Source organism: Enterobacter cloacae complex sp. FDA-CDC-AR_0164, from assembly GCF_003071645.1.
Lineage (GTDB): Bacteria > Pseudomonadota > Gammaproteobacteria > Enterobacterales > Enterobacteriaceae > Enterobacter > Enterobacter ludwigii.
On record NZ_CP028950.1, the window covers coordinates 589,628 to 614,527 of the forward strand.

At 56.5% G+C, this 24,900-nt stretch carries 21 protein-coding genes; 10 read left to right on the forward strand and 11 right to left on the reverse strand.

Going from position 1 to position 24,900, the window contains the following annotated elements; genetic code table 11:
- Positions 1 to 59: 59 nt before the first annotated feature.
- The gene (clcA, locus tag AM410_RS02930) at positions 60 to 1,460 is read right to left on the reverse strand and encodes a H(+)/Cl(-) exchange transporter ClcA (RefSeq protein ID WP_049023084.1); all 1,401 of its coding nucleotides are present in this window, start codon (positions 1,458 to 1,460) and stop codon (positions 60 to 62) included.
- A gap of 177 nt (positions 1,461 to 1,637) precedes the next feature.
- Here clcA and hemL point away from each other — a divergent pair, with 177 nt between their 5' ends.
- The gene (hemL, locus tag AM410_RS02935) at positions 1,638 to 2,918 is read left to right on the forward strand and encodes a glutamate-1-semialdehyde 2,1-aminomutase (protein WP_073397193.1); all 1,281 of its coding nucleotides are present in this window, start codon (positions 1,638 to 1,640) and stop codon (positions 2,916 to 2,918) included.
- Positions 2,919 to 2,974: 56 nt separating this feature from the next.
- Here the strand turns inward: hemL and fhuB are convergent, their stop codons facing one another.
- From fhuB to hrpB, 6 genes are all read right to left on the reverse strand, one after another.
- The gene (gene fhuB, locus AM410_RS02940) at positions 2,975 to 4,957 is read right to left on the reverse strand and encodes a Fe(3+)-hydroxamate ABC transporter permease FhuB (protein WP_108647487.1); all 1,983 of its coding nucleotides are present in this window, start codon (positions 4,955 to 4,957) and stop codon (positions 2,975 to 2,977) included.
- The gene (fhuD, locus tag AM410_RS02945; protein ID WP_108647489.1) at positions 4,954 to 5,844 is read right to left on the reverse strand and encodes a Fe(3+)-hydroxamate ABC transporter substrate-binding protein FhuD; all 891 of its coding nucleotides are present in this window, start codon (positions 5,842 to 5,844) and stop codon (positions 4,954 to 4,956) included. Before fhuD ends, fhuB begins: the two co-directional genes overlap by 4 nt.
- Positions 5,844 to 6,641 (reverse strand): Fe3+-hydroxamate ABC transporter ATP-binding protein FhuC, encoded by a 798-nt coding sequence (gene fhuC, locus AM410_RS02950; RefSeq protein WP_041162431.1) that lies wholly within the window; start codon positions 6,639 to 6,641, stop codon positions 5,844 to 5,846. The genes fhuD and fhuC overlap by 1 nt, the downstream gene beginning before the upstream one ends.
- Before the next feature lie 50 nt (positions 6,642 to 6,691).
- Positions 6,692 to 8,911 carry a ferrichrome porin FhuA gene (gene fhuA / locus AM410_RS02955; protein ID WP_014168684.1) on the reverse strand — a complete coding sequence of 740 codons (2,220 nt, stop codon included), beginning with the start codon at positions 8,909 to 8,911 and terminating at the stop codon, positions 6,692 to 6,694.
- 229 nt (positions 8,912 to 9,140) lie between these two features.
- Positions 9,141 to 11,666 (reverse strand): bifunctional glycosyl transferase/transpeptidase, encoded by a 2,526-nt coding sequence (gene mrcB / locus AM410_RS02960; protein ID WP_025205202.1) that lies wholly within the window; start codon positions 11,664 to 11,666, stop codon positions 9,141 to 9,143.
- 176 nt (positions 11,667 to 11,842) lie between these two features.
- Complete coding sequence (gene hrpB, locus AM410_RS02965; RefSeq protein WP_108647490.1) at positions 11,843 to 14,272, reverse strand: ATP-dependent helicase HrpB; 2,430 nt, start codon at positions 14,270 to 14,272, stop codon at positions 11,843 to 11,845.
- A gap of 73 nt (positions 14,273 to 14,345) precedes the next feature.
- Between hrpB and thpR the strand changes: the two genes are divergently transcribed.
- From thpR to panD, 9 genes are all read left to right on the forward strand, one after another.
- Positions 14,346 to 14,900 carry an RNA 2',3'-cyclic phosphodiesterase gene (thpR, locus tag AM410_RS02970; protein WP_014168680.1) on the forward strand — a complete coding sequence of 185 codons (555 nt, stop codon included), beginning with the start codon at positions 14,346 to 14,348 and terminating at the stop codon, positions 14,898 to 14,900.
- Positions 14,890 to 15,594 (forward strand): DNA/RNA nuclease SfsA, encoded by a 705-nt coding sequence (sfsA, locus tag AM410_RS02975; RefSeq protein ID WP_014168679.1) that lies wholly within the window; start codon positions 14,890 to 14,892, stop codon positions 15,592 to 15,594. The genes thpR and sfsA overlap by 11 nt, the downstream gene beginning before the upstream one ends.
- A 176-nt stretch (positions 15,595 to 15,770) precedes the next feature.
- Positions 15,771 to 16,226: an RNA polymerase-binding protein DksA gene (gene dksA, locus AM410_RS02980; protein ID WP_001155232.1), complete on the forward strand. Its 456-nt coding sequence runs from the start codon at positions 15,771 to 15,773 to the stop codon at positions 16,224 to 16,226.
- Positions 16,227 to 16,285: 59 nt separating this feature from the next.
- Positions 16,286 to 17,176 (forward strand): tRNA glutamyl-Q(34) synthetase GluQRS, encoded by an 891-nt coding sequence (gene gluQRS / locus AM410_RS02985; protein WP_050737491.1) that lies wholly within the window; start codon positions 16,286 to 16,288, stop codon positions 17,174 to 17,176.
- Positions 17,177 to 17,218: 42 nt separating this feature from the next.
- A complete protein-coding gene (gene pcnB / locus AM410_RS02990) occupies positions 17,219 to 18,616 on the forward strand; it encodes a polynucleotide adenylyltransferase PcnB (protein ID WP_071605427.1) in 1,398 nt (465 codons plus the stop codon).
- Complete coding sequence (folK, locus tag AM410_RS02995; protein ID WP_050737492.1) at positions 18,613 to 19,092, forward strand: 2-amino-4-hydroxy-6-hydroxymethyldihydropteridine diphosphokinase; 480 nt, start codon at positions 18,613 to 18,615, stop codon at positions 19,090 to 19,092. Before pcnB ends, folK begins: the two co-directional genes overlap by 4 nt.
- A 122-nt stretch (positions 19,093 to 19,214) precedes the next feature.
- Positions 19,215 to 20,006, forward strand: coding sequence for a 3-methyl-2-oxobutanoate hydroxymethyltransferase (panB, locus tag AM410_RS03000; protein WP_014168674.1), 792 nt, complete (start codon positions 19,215 to 19,217; stop codon positions 20,004 to 20,006).
- 11 nt (positions 20,007 to 20,017) lie between these two features.
- Positions 20,018 to 20,869, forward strand: a complete 852-nt coding sequence (gene panC / locus AM410_RS03005) for a pantoate--beta-alanine ligase (protein ID WP_050737493.1) — start codon at positions 20,018 to 20,020, stop codon at positions 20,867 to 20,869.
- Between the two features lie 57 nt (positions 20,870 to 20,926).
- The gene (gene panD / locus AM410_RS03010) at positions 20,927 to 21,307 is read left to right on the forward strand and encodes an aspartate 1-decarboxylase (RefSeq protein ID WP_014168672.1); all 381 of its coding nucleotides are present in this window, start codon (positions 20,927 to 20,929) and stop codon (positions 21,305 to 21,307) included.
- Between the two features lie 40 nt (positions 21,308 to 21,347).
- Here panD and AM410_RS03015 read toward each other — a convergent pair whose 3' ends face one another.
- The 4 genes from AM410_RS03015 to AM410_RS03030 form a co-directional block, all read right to left on the reverse strand.
- Complete coding sequence (locus AM410_RS03015) at positions 21,348 to 22,595, reverse strand: polysaccharide deacetylase family protein (protein WP_014168671.1); 1,248 nt, start codon at positions 22,593 to 22,595, stop codon at positions 21,348 to 21,350.
- A gap of 63 nt (positions 22,596 to 22,658) precedes the next feature.
- Entirely contained in the window at positions 22,659 to 23,099 is a 441-nt protein-coding gene (locus tag AM410_RS03020; protein ID WP_108647492.1) for a PTS sugar transporter subunit IIA, read from the reverse strand.
- A gap of 105 nt (positions 23,100 to 23,204) precedes the next feature.
- The gene (locus AM410_RS03025; protein ID WP_014168669.1) at positions 23,205 to 23,975 is read right to left on the reverse strand and encodes an ABC transporter permease; all 771 of its coding nucleotides are present in this window, start codon (positions 23,973 to 23,975) and stop codon (positions 23,205 to 23,207) included.
- Positions 23,972 to 24,898, reverse strand: a complete 927-nt coding sequence (locus AM410_RS03030; RefSeq protein WP_014168668.1) for an ABC transporter ATP-binding protein — start codon at positions 24,896 to 24,898, stop codon at positions 23,972 to 23,974. The genes AM410_RS03025 and AM410_RS03030 overlap by 4 nt, the downstream gene beginning before the upstream one ends.
- Between the last annotated feature and the right edge of the window lie 2 nt (positions 24,899 to 24,900).

Genomic DNA, 24,900 nt, shown 5'->3' on the forward strand with positions numbered 1-24,900 from the left:
GCTATTGGGTAAAATTCACCCAATTCTTTATGTCATTATCTAATACCCTGGTAATTCATTCAAGTATTCTGCGTCGGGGCCCGCTCGGCCTCTTGTTTTGCCAGGGTACGGGCAAGAATGGTGGAGTATAGCGGTTTTCCACCCAGGAATTGGGCTAATAGTGTCGCGCCGAGACAGGTAATGATCATTGGCAAAATGAGCTGGTAATTATCCGTCATCTCCAGAACCAGCACGATGCCGGTCAACGGCGCGCGCAGGGACGCCGCCAGCAGCGCGCCCATTCCGGCAATAGCAAAGGTCCCGGCGTCCAGATGATAGGCCGGGAATCCGGCAGCAGCGACCATGCCAAACGCGGTTCCCAGAAGCGTACCCAGCGCCAGCATCGGGGCAAAAATACCGCCAGGCGCACCGGAGGAGAAGCACAATACGGTGGTAATCACCCGCGAAATAAACATGAACAGCAACAGACCAATGCTGAAATTACCCGCCGCGGCAATCGGTATCAGCCCGAAGCCACCGCCTGCGGCATTGGGCTCAATGAAGCCGAGCACGCCGCAGCCGCCGCCCAGCAGTCCGCCGATCAATACCCAGCGGGTAGTATTCCCACCGTGAATGCGCTGGAACATATCCTGAGCGCGTAAGATAAGCGTGTTAAACAGCGGGCCGACCACGCCAAAAATCATGCCGAGAATCAGGTACAGCCACAGCGTATTCACCGGCGCATTGGTCAGTTTCCCCACCTCAATCACCGCCCCTTCGCCATTAAAAATGCGAAAGACAATGCTCGACATAATGACGCCAGTGAATACCGCTTTTATCGAGATCAGGTTGTAGCGAAACTGTGCCCGCATCTCTTCAATAATGAACAGGATCCCCGCGAGCGGTGCGTTGAACGCCGCCGAAAGGCCGGCCGCCGCCCCCGTTGCCAGTAGCGTATGTCGCGCCTCCGCGCTGCGCATGCGAAACAGATCGCCGACCATGCGCCCAACGTTTCCGCCCAGCTGCACCGTTGGTCCTTCGCGCCCGAGCACCATGCCTGCCCCGAGCGTTCCCATGCCACCGATAAATTTTACCGGGATGACGCGCCACCAGCGAACCGGCCTCAGCTCTTCCAGTGCGCCTTCTATTTCAGGGATCCCGGAACCGCCCGCTTCCGGCGCAAATTTACGAACCAGGAAATAGCCCACCATGGCAAACAGCGCAGATAAGCCAAAGGCCCACACCCATACCCATCCACCGCTATAGGCAAAACCCGCCACGGTTCCAATTCGCCAGTTCATTATCGCGTTAACCGCTTTTTCGAAGGCGATACCCACCAGCCCGGCAATTGCGCCGACCACGGCAGCGGCCAGCAGGATAGCCAGCGGCGTTTTATCACGATTAAGCAAGCGCCGGATGCTGATACGGTGCTGCGCACGTCTGAACTGCTGTTCAGTATAAGAATGAGTGTCTGCTTTCATTACCGTTTCTTTTCGTCATACAAATAACCGCAGGGATTTTACCAGAGTGCGTAATATCATCCCGTGAAAAATACTTAACAATTGTTTGGGCATGAAAGGGGGCAAAAATTTCATTACCTTCCGAGGATCACTTAGAATAGTGTGCTTAATCATTTTATACGAACCAGGAACGACGCCATGAGCAAGTCTGAAAACCTCTACAGTGCAGCCCGCGAGCTTATCCCAGGTGGCGTGAATTCGCCTGTTCGCGCCTTTACCGGCGTAGGCGGTACGCCGCTGTTTATCGAACGTGCTGACGGCGCGTATCTGTATGATGTCGATGGCAAAGCCTATATCGATTATGTCGGCTCCTGGGGTCCGATGGTGCTGGGTCACAACCATCCTGCTATCCGCAATGCGGTGATTGAAGCCGCCCAGCGCGGCCTGAGCTTCGGCGCGCCAACCGAGATGGAAGTGAAAATGGCGGAACTGGTCACCGAACTGGTCCCGACTATGGACATGGTGCGTATGGTGAACTCCGGTACCGAGGCCACCATGAGCGCGATCCGCCTGGCACGTGGCTTTACCGGCCGCGACAAGATCATCAAATTTGAAGGCTGCTACCACGGTCATGCGGACTGCCTGCTGGTAAAAGCCGGCTCCGGCGCGCTGACCCTCGGTCAGCCGAACTCACCGGGCGTACCGGCTGACTTTGCGAAGCATACCCTGACCTGCACCTATAACGATCTGAACACCGTTCGGGCAGCCTTCGAGCAGTATCCGCAGGAGATTGCCTGCATCATCGTTGAACCTGTCGCAGGCAACATGAACTGCATTCCTCCGCAGCCGGAGTTCCTGCCGGGTCTGCGCGCCCTGTGCGATGAGTTTGGCGCTCTGCTGATCATCGACGAAGTGATGACCGGCTTCCGCGTCGCGCTGGCGGGGGCACAGTCTTACTACGGCGTAGAGCCGGACCTGACGTGCCTTGGCAAAATCATCGGCGGCGGCATGCCTGTCGGTGCATTCGGGGGACGTAAAGAGGTGATGGAAGCGCTGGCGCCGACTGGCCCGGTCTACCAGGCGGGTACCCTTTCCGGCAACCCGATTGCGATGGCCGCAGGTTTCGCCTGTCTGACCGAAGTCGCGCAGCCGGGTATTCACGAAACCCTGACCGATCTGACATCTCAACTGGCCAACGGCCTGCTGGAGGCCGCGCAAGAAACCGGTATTCCTCTGGTGGTAAACCACGTTGGTGGGATGTTCGGGATTTTCTTCACCGATGCGAAAACCGTGACCTGCTATCAGGATGTGGTGAAGTGTGACGTTGAACGCTTCAAGCGCTTCTTCCATCTGATGCTGGAAGAAGGCGTCTACCTGGCACCATCCGCGTTTGAAGCAGGCTTTATGTCCGTCGCGCACAGCGAAGACGATATCAATAAGACTATCGATGCTGCGCACAGGGTCTTTGCGAAGTTGTAAGACAGAAACGATCTGCTGCCCTCTCCACCGGGAGAGGGCAATACCCCACCGCCCTTCTACCTGCTTTGCTTTCTCAACAAATAGATAAAGTACGGCGCCCCGATAAACGTCGACAGCAACCCGGCAGGTATCTGGTACGGGAACAGCACCATCCGCCCCAGCCAGTCGGCAACCACCAGTATTACGCCCCCCGTCAGCGCCGACATCACAATGTGCGGCATCGTGCGACGAAAGCCCATCATTCTGGCAATGTGCGGCGCCATTAAGCCGACAAAGCTCAGCGGGCCGATGGTCATGGTGGCCGTTGCCGTGAGGCATGCGGCCACCAGCAGTAACCCGATACGGGACGGCGCCAGGGCCATCCCCACCGCACGCGCGGTCTCGCCGCCCAGCGGCAGAATGGTCATCCAGCGACGGCACAGCGGCACCATCGCCAGCAATACGATCATTGCAATCCCGGAATGCACGACCTGGCTGCCGGTGGCGCTGTACGTTGAACCGGAGATCCAGGTCAGGATCTTGGCCATACGCGGATCGCCACTCGCCTGCAGCATCATCAGCAGCATGGTAAATGCCGTGCTGAGCGCCATCCCGGCAAGCAGCATCCGGTGAGGGGAAAACCCACCACGCCCGGAGGCAATGAGGATGATCAGCAGCGTCACCGCCGCGCCAACGCTCCCGGCAGGCATCAACCAGCCGAAGGCATTTCCTGGCACCAGGAACAGCATCAGAACCACGCCAAAGGCGGCACCAGAACTGATACCCAGAACCTCCGGGCTGGCCATCGGATTACCGGTCAGACGCTGGATAATACAGCCCGCCACCGCCAGCATGACCCCGGCGATTAACGCCGAGAGAATGCGCGGCCAGCGCCACTGCATGAGTTCGTTAAGCAGATCCCCAGACGCCCAGTGCCAGCCCACCGCATCGCGTCCGAAAGCGAGCGCGGCAAATGAGATAACAATGAGCACTGCCAGCCCGGCAAGGCTGAACCCCAGCACTGACTGGCGCTCAGCATAGACCTTATCGCCAGCATCCATCGCTGGCGCGCTGATACTGCGCAGACGCGGCAGCAGCCACAGCAGCAGCGGTGCACCGATAAGCGCCGTCATCGAACCGGTAGACACTTCCATCCAGACGCGTGCCAGCCAGAGAATGATTTGATCGGAAAGCCAGAGGATCAACGCGCCAATCAGCGGGGCTAACATCAGGCGCGCCAGGAGGCGGCGCGCACCGAGCATTTTTGCCAGCAGCGGCGCAAATAGCCCGATAAACCCGATGATGCCTACCGCATTTACCAGCAGGGCACTGAGCACAATCGCCAGCGTCAGCGCCCCCAGACGGGCCAGCGACAGCGCCAGCCCCAGATTACGCGCCACGCCATCGTCAAGACCCATCAACGTCAGCGGGCGCAAGAGCAGCAGCATCAACACGACGCCACCGACGAGCTGCGGCCACAGACGCTGCACGACGCTCCAGTCGGTCTGGGTGAGCGTACCGGTGCTCCAGAGGAACATGCTTTGCAGCTGATCGTGATGGAACAGCACCAGCAGCTGATTAATCGCGCCGCAGTACAGGCTCACCACCAGCCCCGCAAGAATAAGCGTAACGGGGGAGAGACGTTTGCCCCAGGCGACGCCGAATACCAGCGCGCCCACCACACACGCACCGGCGAGGGCAGCAAACTGCGAGGTCAATGCCCCAGGCAACGCCCAGAGTGTGGTAATCGTGATCCCAAGCTGTGCCCCGGTCGCCACGCCAAGCGTCGTCGGCTCGGCCAGAGGGTTACGCAGTACCTGCTGGAATAAAACGCCCACCAACCCTAATCCCGCACCGACCAGCAGCGAAATCGAAAGGCGCGGCAACAGACTGTAGTGGAACAGCATTTGCTGAATATTATCGATATCTGGCGTCACCAGCGCCGCACGCCACTGGTCGCGCGGTAAGGCCGTCGACAGATTGAACCAGGTCAATACCAGCGCGCACAGGAAAATGAGGCAAAGTAACAGTGCCGGGAAACGGGCAATACGCTTACTCATGCCTGGCCTCCCAGCGCGTTGTCCAGCACGCGGGCAAAGTGCATGGCAGAAAGCGTCGCGCCGTAGAACCATACCGCAGGTGCGCGCAGGAACCGTTTTTCACGCACAAACGGCATTGCCTGCCAGAGCGGCGTCGCCATAAGGGTTTGCATCTCCCGCTCGTTGCCGTGGTCAAAGCACAACACATCCACATCGCGAAATGCCGCAAGACGGTCAATCCCCACGGCTGTGCTGCCCCAGAAGGTCATCTCCCCTTCCCAGGCATTACGAATACCAAAACTGTCGAGCACGTCCTGGAACAGGCAGTTTTTCCCAAAGACCAGCATATGGCGGGCATCCAGCAGCGTCACCATCAGCAGCGGGCGATCGCCCCGTTGAGCAAAACGCGGCTTCAGGGCGTTAATCAGGGCATCAAAATCGTCGAGATGTTTTTTGGCCTCAACCTCACGGTTAAGGAACTGTGCCATCTCGTGGAGGGAGTTTTTCGCCATCGCCAGCGGATTTTTACCGTCGCTGAAGGAGAAACCACGGCCGGGGGCAATCCGTGCCATTGTCTCTTCTGACGGGCCGTAACCTGCAGACCAGAACAGGAATGACGGCTTCATCTGGGTGAGCAGTTCGAGATTTGGCTCGGTGCGCAGGCCGATGTCGATTACCGAGTCCGGTAGCCTCGGCTCATTCACCCATAGCCTGTAGTTGGGAATATCCGCCACACCATAGGGCGTAACGCCCAGCGCCATCATCAGCTCTACCGGCAACCATTCCAGCGCCACAATGCGGTGTGGATCGACCGCAGCCGCACGCGCGGTATTCATTTTTAACAGCAGCGGTGAAAGCGCCATTGCCGTCAGCAGACGACGGCGACTCATCAACATAGAATCCAGCATCAGTACACAAAGCTCACCGGTGCAGCCCCGGCAGGGTGAGGCAAAATCCCCATTGGAATACCGTAAATGTGTTCCAGCGTTTCACTGCGCATCAGTTCAGATGGCGTCCCCTGGGCGATCATCTCACCGCCGCGCAGGGCAACGAGGTAATCGCAGTAACGCGCGGCCATGTTGATATCATGCAGGACCGCGATAACCGTCAGACCGCGCTGCTGGCTTAAACGATGCACCAGCGCAAGCACGTCGACCTGATGGGCAATGTCCAGCGCAGAGGTCGGTTCGTCGAGCAGCAGGCAGCGGCTGTCCTGGGCCACCAGCATTGCTATCCACGCGCGCTGACGTTCCCCTCCTGACAGGCTGTCTACCAGACGGTGGGCCAGCGGTTTTAGCCCCACCAGCGCAATCGCCTCTTCCACTTTCTCTCTGTCGGCCACGCCGAAACGGCCAAGCGCGCCGTGCCACGGATAACGCCCAATCGCCACCAGTTCACGCACGGTCATCCCCTCCGCCTGCGGCAACTGCTGCGGCAGATACGCCACTTTGCGGGCAAAGGCTTTACTGCTCCAGCTCTCCAGCGGCTGACCGTCCAGCAGGATATCGCCTTCTGACGGCAGCTGATGGCGGCCAAGCATTTTGAGCAGCGTTGATTTACCAGAGCCGTTGTGACCAATCAGGCCTGTCACTTTACCTGCCGGGAAGGTCAAAGAGAGCGGATGCAGCAGGGTGCGTCCGGGCACGCGAAAGGAGAGATTATTGAGCGTGAAGGTGGTGTCGGATTGCGTTTGATTATCCTGCATATCGGCCAACTTAAATAAAAAGGGCACGGCGAACCGTGCCCGAAGAGAGATTAGAAGCGGAAGGTCGCGGTGGCGACAACCTGACGTTCAGCACCCCAGTAGCATGCATAATCCTTGTAGCAGCTGGAGACGTATTCCCGATCGAACAGGTTATTCACGTTCACCGCCACAGATGACCCCGGCAGACCCAGACGGGCCAGATCGTATTTCACCATCGCATCGGCAAGGGTGTAGCTCGCGACGTTAAACGGCTGATCTTTTTTGTCGCCGCTTGAGTAGTAGCTCACCGTGTTACCGATGTAACGGGTACCGGCACCAATCGTCAGGCCGCTTAAGGCCGTGTCGGTGAAGGTGTAATCTGCCCACAATGACGCCTGATTACGCGGCACTTCCGCCGGACGTTTACCTTCAAAGGTGCTGTCATGGGTGTACTCAGCATCAATAAAGCTGTACGCCGCAGTCACGTTAATATTGGCGTTAACCGCTGCTTTCGCTTCCAGTTCGAAACCACGAGAACGGATCTCACCGGTCTGGATACTGTGAGTATTCGTTGGATCGTTCGGATCCGCCGTCAGGTTCTTATCTTTCGTCAGCTGGAACAGCGACGCGGTGACCACAACCGGCAGGTCTTTCGGCGCGTATTTCACACCCGTTTCATACTGCTTACCGCGGGAAGGGTCGAACGGTGTGCCGTTACGATCGGCGCCCGATACCGGCTCAAACGACTCGCTGTAGCTGAAGTAAGGTGAAATACCATTATCAAAGAGATAGTTAATTCCCCCGCGCCAGGTGAAAGCCTGGTCGTGGTTTTCAGCCAGCGAATCGGCCGTACCGCGCGTCAGCGTTGAAGCCATCACGTAGTCGTAGCGTCCGCCCAGCGTCAGCACCCACTTATCCCACTCAGCCTGATCCTGAGCATAGAGCCCGGTCTGTTCATTACGGTTAACGACGGAATAGTTAGACCATGGCAGGTTGGTGTTGATGTTCGCGTTGCCGTAATCCGGGTTCTGGATATCAATAGGGTCGGCGGAACCGTACAGCGCATTGATATCATTACGCATACGCGAGTAATCAACGCCCGTCAGCAACGTGTGGTCTACGGCGCCCGTCGCGAATGTCGACTGCAGCTGAGTATCCACGGTAAACATATTCAGATCTTCATCTGAACGCACGTAAGCGCGGTTAATCTTGCCAGGCTCAGCGTAGCCATTGCCGTAAACAGAGCGGTAGAGCGTATGCACTTTTGCGTAACGCAGATTCTGACGCACGGTGAACGTGTCATCAAACTGATGCGAGAAGCTGTAACCAATCAACTGCTGGCGACGAGCCATCTTATTATCCGCTTCACCTTCGTTGAAATCGGTTGGGATCTTATGCTCATTGCCGTTTGCGTCACGGTATGGCACCACGGTCCCTTCCCGTGGCAACCAGCCGTAGTAGCCCGCTTCCGGATCGTTCTGGAAATTGCTCAGGAAGGTGAAATCGGTTTTGTCATCCGGACGCCAGCTAAAGGAGGGCGCAATCGCATAGCGGGTTGATTTTGACATCTCCTGCTGTGCGTTCTGACTACTGCCAAGACCGGTCAGGCGGTACGACCACACGCCATCTTCATCGATTGCATCACTGAAATCGAAGCCCGTTTGCCACAGGTTATTGGTCCCCATTTTAAACTGGACTTCTTTCAGCGGCTCGGTCAGTGGGCGTTTGCTCACCATACTGACGATACCGCCTGGATTGCTGTTGCCGTAGAGCACAGACGTAGGTCCGCGCATCACTTCTACGCGCTCAAGGAAGTACGGATCCATGGAAGCTTCGGAGTAGTTATTCCCCATCAGCTTCATGCCATCGAGATACTGGTTGGTGTTTACCGTCGAAGGCGCGGTAAAACCACGAATTGAGACCACATCATAGGTGGTGGAGCTGCCGCGGGTCGCAAACACGCTCGGCGTATAGCCCAGCGCCTCTTTTACGGTCGCTGGCTGGCGGCGTTCCATTTCATCACGCGTTACCACGGAAATAGACTGCGGGGTCTTTTCAATCGCGGTATCGGTTTTGGTCGCCGTTGCCGTGCGTTTTGCTGCGATCGTTGGCGCAGGCCCCCACGGACTTTCCTGGGCGGCAGGCGCGGCAGTGACGGTGATGGTTTCTTCTTTTTTCTGGGTTTCAGCCGCATGTGCATACGTAGACATGCCGGCAACCGCTGTGGCTACGACGACCGCGATTTTTCGCAGCGACGTGTGAATTGGCTGAGCAGTATTGGAAAGCGCCATGTTTATCTCTGATGGAAAAGTGAATGATAACGTAAACGAGAATTATTATTATGACCGCAGAATAATATGCGAAACGTTGGCTGCATAGCAAGCAGTAAGCGGCCCTACGAGAATTAAGGGTTTAAGAAATAAACAAGAGAAAACGAAGGGTTAATCAGAATGAAAACGAGGGTTAAGGAAATGGAAAGTACAGGTAAAAAAATCCCCCCTTTCGGGGGGATGTGAAGCGTTAGTTACCGCCGAACATATCTTTAATCCAGCCCGCGACACCGTCGCTGTCTTTTTTCTCATTCTGCTGCTGCGGCTGTTGTTGCGGCTGCTGCTGAGGCTGAGAAGACTGCTCGAACGGGTTACCCGTCGGTTGCTCTGGCTGGCTTTGCTGGCACAGCGAATCCGGGTTGGTGGTCCAGACAGGCAAGGTACGCATACCGCCGCCACAGACAAAGTTACCAGAACCGTCCACGCCCATATCGACGATATCTTCCGGCGCCACCAGATTCAGCGGTACCGGAGACTGATTCGCCAGATAGCGCTGGTAAATCGACATCGCCCCGCTTGCACCGTACAGTTTGGTTGGCTGGTTGTTATCGCGACCTACCCAGGTGATCACCACTTCACGGCCATCGATACCGGCGAACCAGGTATCCACGTTGTTGTTGGTGGTCCCGGTTTTACCTGCCAGATGCAGGCCCGGATACTTCGCACCCAGTTGACGTCCGGTCCCCCGCTGCACAACCTGCTGCATCGTCCACAACGTCATATAGGCTGCCTGCGCTGGCACGGCACGTTCCGCTTGTGGGAAGCTCTGATACAGCACGGAGCCATCCTCGGCAATCACCGAACGCAGAGCAGAGAGCGGTGCACGGTTACCCCCGCTGGCAATGGTCTGGAACGCCTGAGCCACTTCGATCGGCGTCAGGTTAAGCGCCCCCAGGATCATCGCCGGAACAGGATGGAGCTGATCTTTCGGCACACCCAGTTTCTGCCAGGTGTCGACAATCGCCGGCAGACCGAGCGCCATACCCAGGTTCACCGTTGGCACGTTCATCGAGCGGGTCAACGCATCCACCAGCATGACCTGGCCGCTGAACTGTTTATCGTCGTTCTGCGGAGACCATACCTGGCCGTTAGGCTGGCGCAGGGAAATCGGCGCATCGGCAATCCAGGTATTCAGGCGATACTGGTTAGGCTGACTCAGGGCGGTAAGATAGGTTGCCGGTTTTGCCAGTGAACCAATCGAACGTCGCGCCTGCATTGCACGGTTGTAGCCTGCGAACTGCGGCTCAGCACCGCCCACCATGGCGCGAACTTCGCCGGTGTTACGGTCAACCACCACCATCGCGGTTTCAAGATCGCTCAGCTTACGCTGTTTCTTCAGCGCCGGGATGCCTTCCACCGCAGCTTTTTCAGCGGCTTCCTGCGCCACGGAATCGAAGGTAGTAAAGATCTTCACGCCGGAGAGATCTTTCACCTTATCACCGAGCTTGCTTTGCAGCTCCTGACGCACCAGCTGCATAAACGCAGGCTGAGGCGAGATCACGCCACCGCGCGGCTGAACGCCGAGTGGACGTGCGCTCAGCATGTCGTACAGCTCCTGGTCAATCACCTGCTGCTGTTGCAGCAGACGCAGCACCAGGTTACGACGTTCCAGCGCCAGTTTCGGGTTACGCCACGGGTTATAAATGGACGCCCCTTTCACCATGCCCACCAGCAGCGCCTGCTGGTCAAGGCTCAGCTCTTCCACCGGACGACCAAAGTAGTACAGACTTGCCAGCGGGAAGCCGCGGATTTCGTTATCCCCGCTCTGACCGAGGTACACCTCGTTCATGTACAACTCAAGGATACGATCCTTGCTGTAACGCGCATCCATTAATACGGCCATGTACGCTTCGTTGGCTTTACGCCAGTAAGAGCGTTCACTGGAGAGGAACAAGTTCTTCACCAGCTGCTGGGTCAGCGTACTCGCCCCCTGCACCGTCCGTCCGGCGGTCAGGTTAGCCAGCACCGCACGGCCAATCGAGTAAAGGCTGATGCCATCATGCTCATAGAAGTGACGGTCTTCGGTTGCCAGCAGGGTATCAACCAGCAGGTCCGGGAAGCCGTTACGGGCAACAAACAGACGTTGTTCGCCGTTCGCCGACGAGAGCATGGTGATCAGACGCGGATCGAGACGGAAGAAACCGAACTGACGGTTGTTATCCATGTTCTCGATGGTGTCCAGACGATCGCCGTCAAAGGTCAGACGCGCACGCACCTGGCCCTCTTTGCTGTCCGGGAAATCAAACGGACGGCGGATCATCTCAATGCTTTTCGCCTGCACGGTAAATTCGCCAGGACGCGTCATTTTCGACACCTGACGATACTGGGTGGCTTCCAGCAGTTTCACCATCTCGTTCTTGCTGATGGACATATCTGGCTCAAGGTTCACCATGCGGCCATACACCGCCGCAGGCAGTTGCCAGACTTTTCCGTCGATACGGCTACGGATCTTCTGATCCAGATAGACGCCGTAAATCGCCATCAGCACAACAAATACAATGAACAGCTTCAGCAGCAGCCAGAACCAGCCGCGCTTGCCCCGAGGCTTACGCCCTTTGCCTTTCCCTTTACGCGGCATCGGTTCTTCATCCTCATAATCGTCTTCATAGTCATCGTCATAGTCCTCATCTCTGAGGCGACGACGGCTTACCTTTTCTTTCGCCGGACGCGTTGGTTTTCCCTTACGTCCTATTGGCTCGCGGTCATTCCCCGCCATGCTTTTTCTCCGCAACTTTCAGGCGCAAGGGCCCGATTCTCTTTTCTTCCACTGGCCTGTGAAAGAAGAAATCTCTCAAAGTAAACAGCAAGACCTTCCTGACAGGAACGTCTTTAGTATTTTCTCCCGCACCCTGCGGGTGAGGGCATCAAGCCGCACGTTCCCAGCCACACCCGTCACGAATATTTCTTCGTCCGTCGTGTCGGTGCCGTATTTGCCGGATCGTCCGGCCAGACATGTTTGGGATACCGCCCCTTCATCTCTTTTTGCACGTCACGGTAGCTCCCCGCCCAGAATGCCCCCAGGTCGCGGGTAATCTGTAACGGGCGATGGGCTGGCGACAACAGCTCCAGCACCAGAGAGACGCGCCCTTGCGCCACAGAAGGCGTGGTGGCCTCTCCAAACATTTCCTGCATACGTACCGCCAGCGCCGGAGGATTATCCTCGTGATAACGAATGGCAATCCGGCTTCCGGTCGGCACAGTGTAATGCCCTGGCAGTTCACTATCCAGACGTTGACGTAATGACCAGTCCAGTAAATTCTGTAACGCGACCTTAACATCAAGCGCTTTTAGCGCACGCAGCGAGTGTACACCGTGCATTTGCGGCAGCAGCCAGCGTTCCAGCGAGGCCAGCAATGTCTCATCATCGACCGCGGGCCAGTCATACTCCGGTAGCCAGCGCGCGGCACAGTGCAGACGAATACGGTACTGTTCCGCCTCTGGCGTCCAGTTCAACACCCCTAACCCTTTGTCCCGGATGCCGTTCAGCATGGCCAGATGCAGCACCTCTTCCGACGGTTTTGCCAGCGGCGTGGTGCCGAGGATCAGTTTACCTGTCTGGCTGCGACGAAACGCCTTCAGCGTGCCCTGAGCCTCATCCCATTCCACGGTATCGGATTGCTGGACCAACTGCGGACAGGCACGCGTCAGGGCATCTATATCCACCGCGATAGCCTGTAAAATACGCGCGTCCGGGGAGTGGTTACCCTGTAACAGTAACGGCGCAATCAGCCATTCGTGACGCGTCATGGCGTCATCGCTGTCCAGCATCGCACCCATGCCATTGGCCAGTTGATATCGCCCGTCCAGACCGCGACGACGCGCGATCCTGTCGGGAAACGCCTGCGCTAACAGAGGCGCGATAGCCGCGCTGTCTGGCGATCCGGCTTTGCCGTTGAGTCGCCGGCAAAGCTGCTGCGCCCGCTGCTGCCAGTTCCCCTGATTGCGGGAAAAGGCCTGCGCCAGATCGCTGCTGCCACCGCGTGGTGGCTCCTCAAGAATAGCCGCCAGTTTCGCCGCCGTAGCAATTTCATCCTCCCCCTGCGCGGCCACCAGCATCGCCGCCAGGCGAGGGTCATTGCCCAGCGCGGCCATTTTTTGCCCGCGGGATGACAATCGCTCACTATCAAGCGCCCCCAGGCGGTTCAGTAAGGCCCGGGCAGCAGCAAGGTTCGCGGCGGGTGGAGGATTAAGCCAGGTTAGCTGTGCCGGATCCGGGCATCCCCACTGCAGAAGATCCATCACCAGCCCCGCCAGATCGCTGTGTAAAATTTCCGGCGTGCTTTGCTGTGCAGCGCGCTCAGCCTGCTCCGCGCTGGTCAAATGCAGGCAGATACCGGGCTCAAGACGTCCCGCACGGCCTGCACGCTGGACCATCGACGCCTGGCTTATGCGCTGCGTCAGCAGTTTAGTCAGCCCGGTGCGCGCGTCAAAGCTCGCCACCCTCTCCTGCGCACTGTCCACCACCAGGCGAATGCCTTCTATGGTTAAACTGGTTTCGGCAATATTGGTTGCCAGCACCACTTTACGCTGCCCCGCGGGCGCGGGCAGGATTGCTTTACGCTGATCCGCCAGCGACAGCGCGCCGTAGAGCGGGCAAAGCAGCACGTCACTTCCCACCCGGGAAGCCAGTTGGTCCTGCACGCGCTGGATCTCGCCTACGCCTGGCAAAAACAGCAATAGCGATCCCGATTCCTGGCGGAGCAATTCGGCGGTTGCGATGGCTACCGCGTCGTCAAAACGCTGATGGGCAGGCAACGGTTGATAGCGACGCTCAACGGGAAATGCTCTGCCTTCGGAGGCGATAACCGGCGCGTCGGGCAACGTCTGCTGCAGTCGCTCGTTATCCAGCGTAGCGGACATGATAAGCAACCGGAGGTCGTCGCGTAGCCCTTGCTGAACATCAAGTAACAGCGCCAGTGCCAGATCTGCCTGCAGGCTACGCTCGTGGAATTCATCCAGAATCACCAATCCGACGCCGTTTAACTCCGGATCGTTTTGCAGCATGCGGGTCAGGATCCCTTCGGTCACCACCTCAAGGCGCGTGGACGGGCCAACGCAGGTTTCGGCGCGCATACGGTAACCCACCGTCTCGCCCGGCTTTTCACCAAGCAGTTCCGCCAGGCGCTGCGCCACGTTCCGTGCGGCCAGCCTGCGCGGCTCCAGCAGGATAATTTTCCCGCGGACAGTGCCCTCTTTGAGGATCTGCAGCGGCAGCCAGGTAGATTTACCTGCGCCCGTCGGGGCGTTAAGTAAAACCTGCGGGGCATGGTGTAAGGCAGCAAGAAGCTCAGGAAGGACGACGGCGACCGGCAATGAGGACACTAACAACTCCAGAGGGTTAACATTAGTCGGCGTACATTGTAGCATCGGCGCATACCATTACCGAGTCCCCTGTATGTCTGAGTCGAAACGGCTGTTTTTTGCCATAGAATTGCCCTCCACGCTGCAGCGAAAAATCGTTCGCTGGCGAGCCAGCCATTTTCCCCAGGACGCAGGCCGTCCGATCGCGGCGGCAAACCTGCACCTGACGCTGGCCTTTCTGGGCGATGTCAGCGCCGAAAAACAGCGCGCGCTGGCAGCAATGGCTGGCCGCATTTCTCAGCCAGCGTTTACGCTGCACCTCGATGACGCGGGCCAGTGGCTGCGCTCACGCGTGGTCTGGTTGGGCACGCGCCAGCCGCCCCGCGGACTTTTACAGCTTGCCAGTATGTTGCGCGCCCAGGCGGCTCGCAGCGGGTGTTACCAGAGTCCGCAGCCGTTTCATCCGCATATCACCCTGCTGCGCGATGCCGGTCAGGCCGTTGCCATTCCGCCACCCGGCTTTCACTGGGACGTTGAGGTCAATACCTTCGCGCTTTACGAATCGGTCTTTACCCAAGGACGCACCCGTTACACGCCGCTACAGCGCTGGTCGCTGGGCGATACCCTAAGGAATTCTGATGAAGTTTAGTCCTGCCCTGCAGCACGCCACGCTGGTTCAGCGCTACAAACGCTTTCTCGCTGATGTGATCACCCCCGAAGGTGAACAGCTCACGCTGCACTGCCCGAACACCGGTGCCATGACCGGCTGTGCGACGCCGGGTGACACGGTCTGGTATTCCACTTCAGAAAATACTAAACGCAAATATGCCCATACCTGGGAAATGACCGAGACGCAAAACGGGGCATTTATTTGCGTGAATACCCTGCGCGCCAATCAATTAGTTAAGGAAGCATTGACCCTTGGCACCCTGCCCGAACTGGTGGGATATGGCACGCATAAAAGTGAAGTTAAATATGGCGATGAAAGCAGCAGAATTGACTTCATGTTACAGGCGGAAGACCGGCCCGAGTGCTATATTGAAGTAAAATCAGTGACGTTAGCGGAACAGGAAAACGGTTACTTCCCGGATGCGGTCACGCTACGGGGGCAGAAGCATCTGCGGGAGCTGATGAGTGTTGCGGCGGCGGGCAAACGCGCCGTATTGCTGTTTGCGGTTTTACATTCAGCCATTGAACGATTTTCTCCAGCCCGCCATATTGATCTCAAATACGCGCAATTGTTGAATGAGGCACAAAAGCAGGGGGTGGAGGTTTTGGCTTATAAAGCGGAACTTTCTGCCGATAATATGACTCTGAGATCCTCTCTTCCCATTGTCTTATAAGGGATTAGACGATTGACTATTAAGTGTTCTGGCCGCGTGCGCAAATACGCTTTTCCTCACAGGCTTGTCAAGTGTTACGTTTAGATAATTGCCATACGGAAAAGCATCTGCTATTTATAGCGACCTGATTTTTCCCCCAACACGGGGATCGATAGTGCGTGTTAAGGAGAAGCAACATGCAAGAAGGGCAAAACCGTAAAACATCGTCCCTGAGTATTCTCGCCATCGCTGGGGTGGAGCCGTATCAAGAGAAGCCGGGCGAAGAGTATATGAACGAAGCCCAGCTGTCGCACTTCAAGCGTATTCTTGAAGCATGGCGTAATCAACTCAGGGATGAAGTCGATCGCACCGTTACTCATATGCAGGATGAAGCTGCTAACTTCCCGGACCCGGTAGACCGTGCCGCTCAGGAAGAAGAGTTCAGCCTCGAACTGCGTAACCGTGACCGCGAACGCAAACTGATCAAAAAGATCGAAAAAACGCTGAAAAAAGTCGAAGACGAAGATTTTGGCTACTGCGAATCCTGCGGTGTTGAAATCGGAATTCGTCGCCTGGAAGCGCGTCCAACCGCCGATCTGTGCATCGACTGTAAAACGCTGGCAGAAATCCGCGAAAAACAGATGGCCGGTTAATACCAGCGCTGTTTACACACTCTAAAGGCGGGAGTTTCTCCCGCCTTGTTACTGTTGATATGTCTGAATCACACTATATTGGGCGCTTCGCGCCATCCCCTTCTGGTGAATTACACTTCGGCTCATTAATTGCCGCCCTCGGCAGCTACCTGCAGGCTCGCGCCCGTCACGGTAAATGGCTGGTCCGCATTGAAGATATTGATCCTCCGCGTGAAGTTCCCGGTGCAGCAGATACCATTCTGCGTCAGCTGGAACATTACGGTCTTCACTGGGACGGCGACGTCCTCAGGCAGTCAAGGCGACATGATGCCTACCGGGAACGCCTGGCGTGGCTCCACGCACAAGGGCTCTCCTACTACTGCACCTGCACCCGCGCGCGTATTCAGAGCGTGGGTGGCGTCTATGACGGCCACTGCCGCACGCGCAATAACGGCCCAGAACTGGCCGCCGTGCGCATAAAGCAGCATGTCCCGGTGACGCACTTTACTGATTTACTCTCCGGCGAGATCCATGCGGATGAACGTCTTGCACGCGAAGATTTTATTATCCACCGCCGTGACGGCTTGTTTGCCTATAACCTGGCGGTTGTGGTTGATGACCATTTCCAGGGCGTGACGGAAATTGTGCGCGGGGCTGACCTGGTGGAACCTACCGTGCGACAAATATCGCTCTATCACCAGTTTGGCTGGAACGCGCCGGATTACATTCATCTGCCGCTGGCGGTCAATGAACAGGGCTTTAAGCTGTCAAAACAAAATCATGCGCCCGCCCTGCCAGACGGCGATCCGCGCCCTGTTTTGATCGACGCGCTGCGATTTCTCAACCAGAATGTAACCAACGAATGGCAGGATTTGCGAATTGACGAACTGCTGAAAATGGCGATCGCCAACTGGACGCTGACGACCGTACCAAAAATCCAGCATTCTCAAATGCGTTGCGCTGAGCTATGATTAGCCGCTTTTTTCATAACAAAACACACTACGAGGTGTACTATTTTTACCCGAGTCGCTAATTTTTGCCGTAAAGTGCTAAGCCGCGAAGAGAGCATGGCGAACGACGCTATTGCGCAAAACCGCATGTCGGTTATTCCACGTGAGCAGCACAATATTTCCCGCAAAGATATCAGTGAAAATGCCCTCAAGGTGCTCTATCGTCTGAATAAAGCAGGCTACGAGGCCTATCTCGTTGGCGGTGGGGTGCGTGATTTACTGCTGGGCAAAAAACCAAAAGATTTCGACGTGACGACCAGCGCCACGCCAGAGCAGGTGCGCAAATTATTCCGTAACTGCCGCCTTGTTGGCCGTCGTTTTCGTCTTGCTCACGTCATGTTTGGGCCGGAAATTATTGAAGTGGCGACCTTCCGCGGTCACCACGAAGCGGGCGAATCCGATCGCACCACCTCCCAGCGCGGCCAGAACGGCATGCTGCTGCGGGACAATATCTTCGGCTCTATCGAAGAAGATGCCCAGCGTCGCGATTTCACGATCAACAGCCTTTACTACAGCGTGGCAGATTTCACCGTCCGTGATTACGTCGGCGGCATGCAGGACCTGAAAGACGGTCTGATTCGCCTGATCGGCACGCCGGAAACGCGTTATCGTGAAGACCCGGTGCGTATGCTGCGCGCCGTACGTTTCGCCGCCAAACTCTCAATGCGCATCAGCCCGGAAACCGCAGAGCCGATACCGCGTCTGGCGACGCTGATTAACGACGTGCCGCCAGCCCGTCTGTTTGAAGAGGCGCTGAAGCTGCTGCAGGCCGGTTACGGCTACGAAACCTACAAGCTGCTACGCGAATACAGCCTTTTCCAGCCCCTGTTCCCGACCATTACGCGCTGCTTTACCGAAAACGGTGACAGCCCAATGGAACGCATGATTGCGCAGGTGCTGAAGAATACCGATACCCGCATTCACAACGATATGCGTGTGAACCCGGCGTTCCTGTTTGCTGCGATGTTCTGGTATCCGCTGCTGGAAGCGGCGCAGAGAATTGCGCAGGAAAGCGGTCTGGCCTACTACGATGCGTTTGCGCTGGCCGCAAATGACGTGCTGGATGAAGCCTGCCGCACGCTCGCCATTCCAAAACGTATTACGACGCTGGTGCGTGATATCTGGCAGCTTCAGCTGCGCATGTCTCGTCGTCAGGGTAAGCGCGCCTGGAAGCTGATGGAACATCCTAAATTCCGCGCTGCGTTCGATTTACTGTCGCTGCGTGCTGAAATTGAACGGAACCAGGAACTGCAGCGTCTGGCGCAGTGGTGGGGAGAATTCCAGGTTTCAGCACCGCCAGAGCAGAAAGATATGCTCGTCGACCTCGATGACGAACCGACGCCGCGTCGTCGCCACCGTCGTCCACGCAAACGTGCGCCGCGCCGTGAAGGTACGGCATGACCCTGGCGTACATTGCCATCGGCAGCAATCTGGCCTCTCCGCTAGAGCAGGTTAATGCTGCCGTTCAGGCGCTGGGTGAAATCCCACAAAGCCGTATTGTGGCGGTCTCTTCTTTCTACCGGACACCGCCGCTGGGGCCACAGGATCAGCCTGATTACCTGAATGCCGCCGTGGTGCTGGACACTGCGCTGGATGCCGACACGCTGCTGGATAATACTCAGCGAATCGAACTGCAGCAGGGCCGCGTACGCAAAGCCGAACGCTGGGGGCCGCGCACCCTCGATCTCGACATTATGCTGTTTGGCCACGAGGTGATTAACACCCCCCGTCTCACCGTTCCGCACTACGACATGAAAAATCGCGGCTTTATGCTCTGGCCGCTGTTCGACGTTGCCCCTGACCTCACCTTCCCTGACGGCCTCGCGCTGAAGGCAGTGCTGGATAGCCTCGACGCAGAAAAACCAGCCCGCTGGTGATCCGCATTTTTACCGGTTAACCCTCACTGAATTGTGGTTAATCGGTTGCCTAAAATCATTGTTCCCTCAAATGTTACTGTTAGAATGCGCAAAGATTCGCTTTTGGGCTATCAGGAAACAGTATGAAACCAACCACCATCTCCTTACTGCAGAAATGCAAACAGGAAAAGAGACGCTTCGCCACCATTACTGCGTATGACTACAGCTTCGCTAAGCTTTTTGCCGAAGAGGGTATCACTGTCATGCTGGTCGGAGATTCGTTAGGGATGACGGTACAAGGCCATGATTCCACCCTGCCGGTGACGGTCGAAGATATTGCCTACCATACCCGTGCCGTGCGCCGCGGAGCACCTGCCTGTCTGCTGCTTTCCGATCTGCCTTTTATGGCCTACGCTACGCCAGAGCAAGCGTTCGAGAATGCGGCAACCGTCATGCGTGCCGGGGCCAATATGGTCAAAATCGAAGGCGGAGCCTGGCTTGCAGAGACCGTGAAAATGCTCACCGAACGTGCCGTGCCGGTCTGCGGCCACCTGGGTCTGACGCCGCAATCCGTCAATATTTTTGGCGGCTATAAGGTGCAGGGCCGCGGTGACGCGGCACAGACACTTTTTGAGGATGCCCTGGCGCTGGAAGCCGCTGGCGCACAGCTGCTGGTGCTGGAGTGTGTGCCGGTTGAACTGGCAAAACGCATCACCGAGGCGCTGTCGATTCCGGTGATTGGCATTGGCGCAGGCAACGTTACCGACGGTCAGATTTTAGTGATGCACGACGCCTTTGGTATTACCGGCGGCCATATCCCTAAATTCGCCAAAAATTTCCTGGCAGAAGCAGGCGACATGCGTGCTGCTGTGCGGCAGTATATTGCCGACGTTGAATCCGGTGTTTACCCGGGTGAAGAACACAGTTTCCATTAAGGAGTCTTGTTGTGCTAATCATTGAAACCCTGCCGCTGCTTCGCCAGCATATCCGTCGTGCACGTCAGGAAGGTAAACGTATCGCACTGGTTCCCACGATGGGTAACCTGCATGACGGCCATATGAAGCTTGTTGATGAAGCCAGAGCGCGTGCAGATATCGTGGTGGTCAGTATCTTCGTGAACCCCATGCAGTTTGACCGTGCCGACGACCTGGCGCGCTATCCGCGCACCCTGCAGGAAGATTGCGAAAAACTCAAAAAACGCCACGCGGACATTGTCTTCTCTCCGGCACCTACAGACGTCTACCCGCAGGGGACCGAGGACGCGACCTACGTGGACGTGCCGGGCATTTCAACCATGCTGGAAGGCGCCAGCCGTCCGGGCCATTTCCGCGGCGTTTCAACCATCGTCAGCAAGCTGTTTAACCTGGTGCAGCCCGACGTTGCCTGCTTCGGTGAGAAGGACTTCCAGCAGCTGGCGTTGATCCGTAAGATGGTCGCCGACATGGGTTATGATATTGAGATCGTGGGCGTGCCGATTGTGCGTGCCAAAGACGGTCTGGCGCTCAGTTCCCGTAACGGGTACCTTACCGCGGATGAGCGTAAAATCGCGCCGGGATTGAGCAAGGTCATGAATACCATGGCGGAACAGCTTGTGGCTAAAGAGCTGAGCGCAGAAGAGATCGTTGCTCTCGCCGAACAGGCGCTGAACGACAAAGGCTTCCGCGCTGACGATATCCAAATCCGTGATGCCGATACGCTGCTTGAGCTGACCGATACCAGCAAGCGCGCGGTGCTTCTGGTGGCTGCATGGCTCGGTCAGGCACGCCTTATCGACAATAAAGTGGTTGAGCTGGCATAACTCTCTACCTCCCCTCGTTCGCGGGGGGTTAACGCATGATGATTAAAGGTAAACGTAATGATTCGCAAAATGCTGCAAGGTAAGCTTCACCGTGTGAAAGTCACTCAGGCCGACCTGCACTATGAAGGCTCCTGCGCCATTGATCAGGATTTTCTTGATGCAGCGGGCATCCTTGAAAACGAAGCCATTGATATCTGGAACGTGAATAACGGTAAGCGCTTCTCTACCTATGCGATCGCGGCGGAACGCGGCTCCAGAATTATCTCCGTGAATGGCGCTGCCGCTCACTGTGCCGACGTCGGTGATATCGTCATCATCGCCAGCTTCGTGATGATGTCTGACGAAGAAGCCCGTCGCTGGCAGCCAAAAGTGGCGTACTTCGAAGGCGACAACGAAATGAAACGCACCGCGAAAGCCATTCCGGTCCAGGTTGCCTGATATCCTGAAGGCTGTGAACCGTTCACAGCCTTCTCTCACCTCATCCCTGCGGCTGATTACTGATAAGCCGCGACATCGTCTCCAGCGAATCCGTCCTTAAAATATACAGTCGCTTAAGCAGGAACGGATTGTCCCCGGGCTTCACTTTGCCTTTTACCGTTGTCACCGCCAGGTGGAACCCTGCGTCATTCGCTGCTTTTACCGCTTTGTCATCATAGGCGCCAAACGGATAAGAGAGATAGAGCACGTGCGGGTTAAATTGCGCCAGCGCCCGGCGTGAACGCGCGAAATCGAACAAAATCACGTGATGGCTACGGCTCAGTAAGATCGGGTGTTTATTGCCGTCCACCCGATGCAAGAAGTGGGTATGGGACTGGATATCAAACACATCCTGGATCTGCTCAAGCTCAGAGACACTCATAAACTGCAGGTATTTCGGCGCCCACTTCTGCGGATGACGTTTTATACGCGACGAGATGATAAACGCCGTCGCCTTGAATCCATACGCTTTGAGGACGGGATACGCATAGCGGCTCACCGACTTCAGCCCGTCATCAAAGGTGATCACCACAGACTTCGCCGGCAGGTTCATTTTGTTACGCACATACCCTTCAAGCTGAGCCATCGTCAGCGTGGTATAGCCCTGATCGCGAAGCCAGGTCATCTGGTTGCTGAACGCACGCACGCTGGTGGTCGTGGAGGTATGTCGGAAACGGGTGTTCTCTTCATCACGCAGGATATGGTGATAGGTCAGGACCGGGATGCCGTTATCTTCCTGCGCATCCAGGCTGCTGATCCACGCCAGACGATTGCCGATGCGGATCTGATACCAGGTCTGGTTCAGACGGTCTTTAAGTTTATTCAGAATCGGGTAGCGAAGGTTAGCACTCATCGTGCCGAAAGGGGCGCTTCCGCTGCTGGGGGCGTTAAAGACAGGCGTGTCTTTCCAGGTTATCAGGTTCTGGTTACTCAGCGGTTTATTTAAATCGCCAAGGCTGTCTTCCACGCGCTGTTTGCCCTGCACGTCTTCCAGGTGCTCTTTATCAATAAAGCCCGTGCCGAAGCCAAAACGAAACTCGTAGTAATCAGCGGATGTGGGGACGACGGCCAGGATTTGCCCGGCACGAATATTGCCGACATTGACCACATTGTTACCTACTTGCGCCCAGATAGCCGCATCTTCGGTGGTTTGCATATATCGGGCGGGAAGCCCTTGCTGAGCGATCAGGCTGGCAGATGCGCCGCCGGAAACCAGCAGCAACAGAAGGAACACAACGCGCATGAACATGGAATATTAATCGACACGAAAAATCAGCCACCATTGTAACAAAAGCAGCATCAATACCAATGTTTAATTCTTATACAAATCATGGAGCAAGACAAAGGGAGGATTTTTTTGCTGCTGATGCCACAGGCTGCTGACGCCGGCCACTTTTTTGTCGACGATCGCATGACGGAATTCAGCGCTGCTTAAGGTTTCCCGAAAGGGATACATGTATTCCAGCAGCAAAAAGTTAATGCCTGATATCACTTCACAGTTGTCGTGCTTGTGGCTCAACAATGCCGCAGAGCGATAAGGTGCCGCGCCGGATTTATCGGTCAGGAAGATGACGCCGTCACCGGTGTCGGTTTCATGCAGGGCATCGCACATCATGCGGCTGAGCATGTTGGTGCTCAATCCACGCCAGTAGTTAACCGCACGGCATTGCGCCAGCGGACCAAATCTGGCCTCCAGTTTATCCAGCATATCCTGCGCCTGTTCATCATGGCAGGCGATCACCCATCCCAGCATCACTCTCTCCTTAGCAGGCAAGTAGTTTAGCGGAGTGAAGGTTAGCGTACGGTGATAACAATCAAAGAAAAGCGCCCGGCAAACAGAATGTCGCCGGGCGGAAGATTAGCTGCGCAGACCGCGTCCACGCTGAATCAGAGACCAGCACAGCAGGTAGAAGGCGATAATAAACACCACCAGCACCGCAACCGTGGTAATCAGTGGCACATCCGTAATGCCGAGGAAACCAAAGCGGAAGCCGCTGATCATATAAACAATCGGGTTCAGGTGTGACAGCGCCTGCCAGAACGGCGGCAGCAGCGTCAGGGAGTAGAACACCCCGCCAAGATAGGTCAGTGGCGTCAGCACAAAGGTCGGGATCAGGCTGATATCATCAAACGTTTTAGCAAACACCGCGTTCAGCAGACCGGCCAGCGAGAACAAGATGGCCGTCAACAGTAACGTGAGCGCCACGAACAGCCATGAATGCACCTGGAACGGCACAAAGAACAGGGAGATCGCGGTCACCAGAATCCCCACACAGAGACCGCGCGCCACGCCGCCGCCCACATAACCCGCAATGATCACATGCGTTGGTACCGGCGCGACCAGCAGCTCTTCAATGTTACGCTGGAACTTGGCGCTAAAGAATGACGATGCCACGTTAGCATAGGCGTTGGTGATCACCGCCATCATGATCAGGCCCGGCACAATAAACTGCATATAGGTAAAGCCGTGCATTTCACCAATACGCGAACCGATGAGGTTACCGAAGATGATGAAGTAGAGCGTCATGGTGATCACCGGCGGTACCAGAGTTTGCACCCAGATACGCATAAAGCGGTTAATCTCTTTCGCCCAGATGCTTTTCAGCGCGACCCAGTAAAGATGCGTCATGCCTTGTCTCCTTGTTTATCCTGCACCAGAGAGACAAACAGCTCTTCCAGTCGGTTCGCTTTGTTACGCATACTTAATACCTGAACACCCTGCGCGCTCAGCTGTGAGAACACGCTGTTGATGCCCTGCTCACGCAGCACTTCCACTTCCAGCGTTGAGGTATCCACCAGACGATAGTTATAGCCTTCCAGCGTCGGCAGCGGGCTTTTCGCCGCCAGGTCGAGAATGAAGGTTTCGGATTTCAGCTTGGCGAGCAGGCTCTTCATCGAGGTGTTTTCCACCAGCTCACCGTTCTGAATGATGCCGATATTGCGACACAGCATCTCCGCCTCTTCGAGGTAGTGCGTGGTCAAAATAATGGTCGTGCCTTTGTCGTTGAGGTCCTTCAGGAAGCCCCACATTGAACGACGCAGTTCGATATCCACGCCCGCGGTGGGCTCATCAAGGATCAACAGCTTTGGCTCATGCATCAGCGCACGGGCAATCATCAGACGGCGCTTCATCCCGCCAGACAACATGCGCGCACGTTCATTGCGTTTTTCCCACAGATCGAGCTGTTTGAGGTACTTTTCGCTGCGCTCCACCGCTTCTTTGCGCTCAACACCGTAGTAACCCGCCTGATTAACCACGATTTGCTGCACTGTCTCGAACGGGTTGAAGTTGAACTCCTGCGGTACCAGTCCGAGCTGGCGCTTAGCATTCACCACATCTTTTTGCAGGTCGTAACCAAACACGCTCACCCGGCCGGACGTTTTGTTGACCAGCGAACTGATAATGCCAATGGTGGTGGATTTCCCCGCCCCATTCGGCCCCAGAAGCGCGTAGAAATCCCCCGCTTCCACTTTGAGATCTATCCCACGCAGCGCCTGAACGCCGCCTGGATAGGTTTTTTTGAGCTGCTCAAGCTCCAGTGCAATCGCCATGA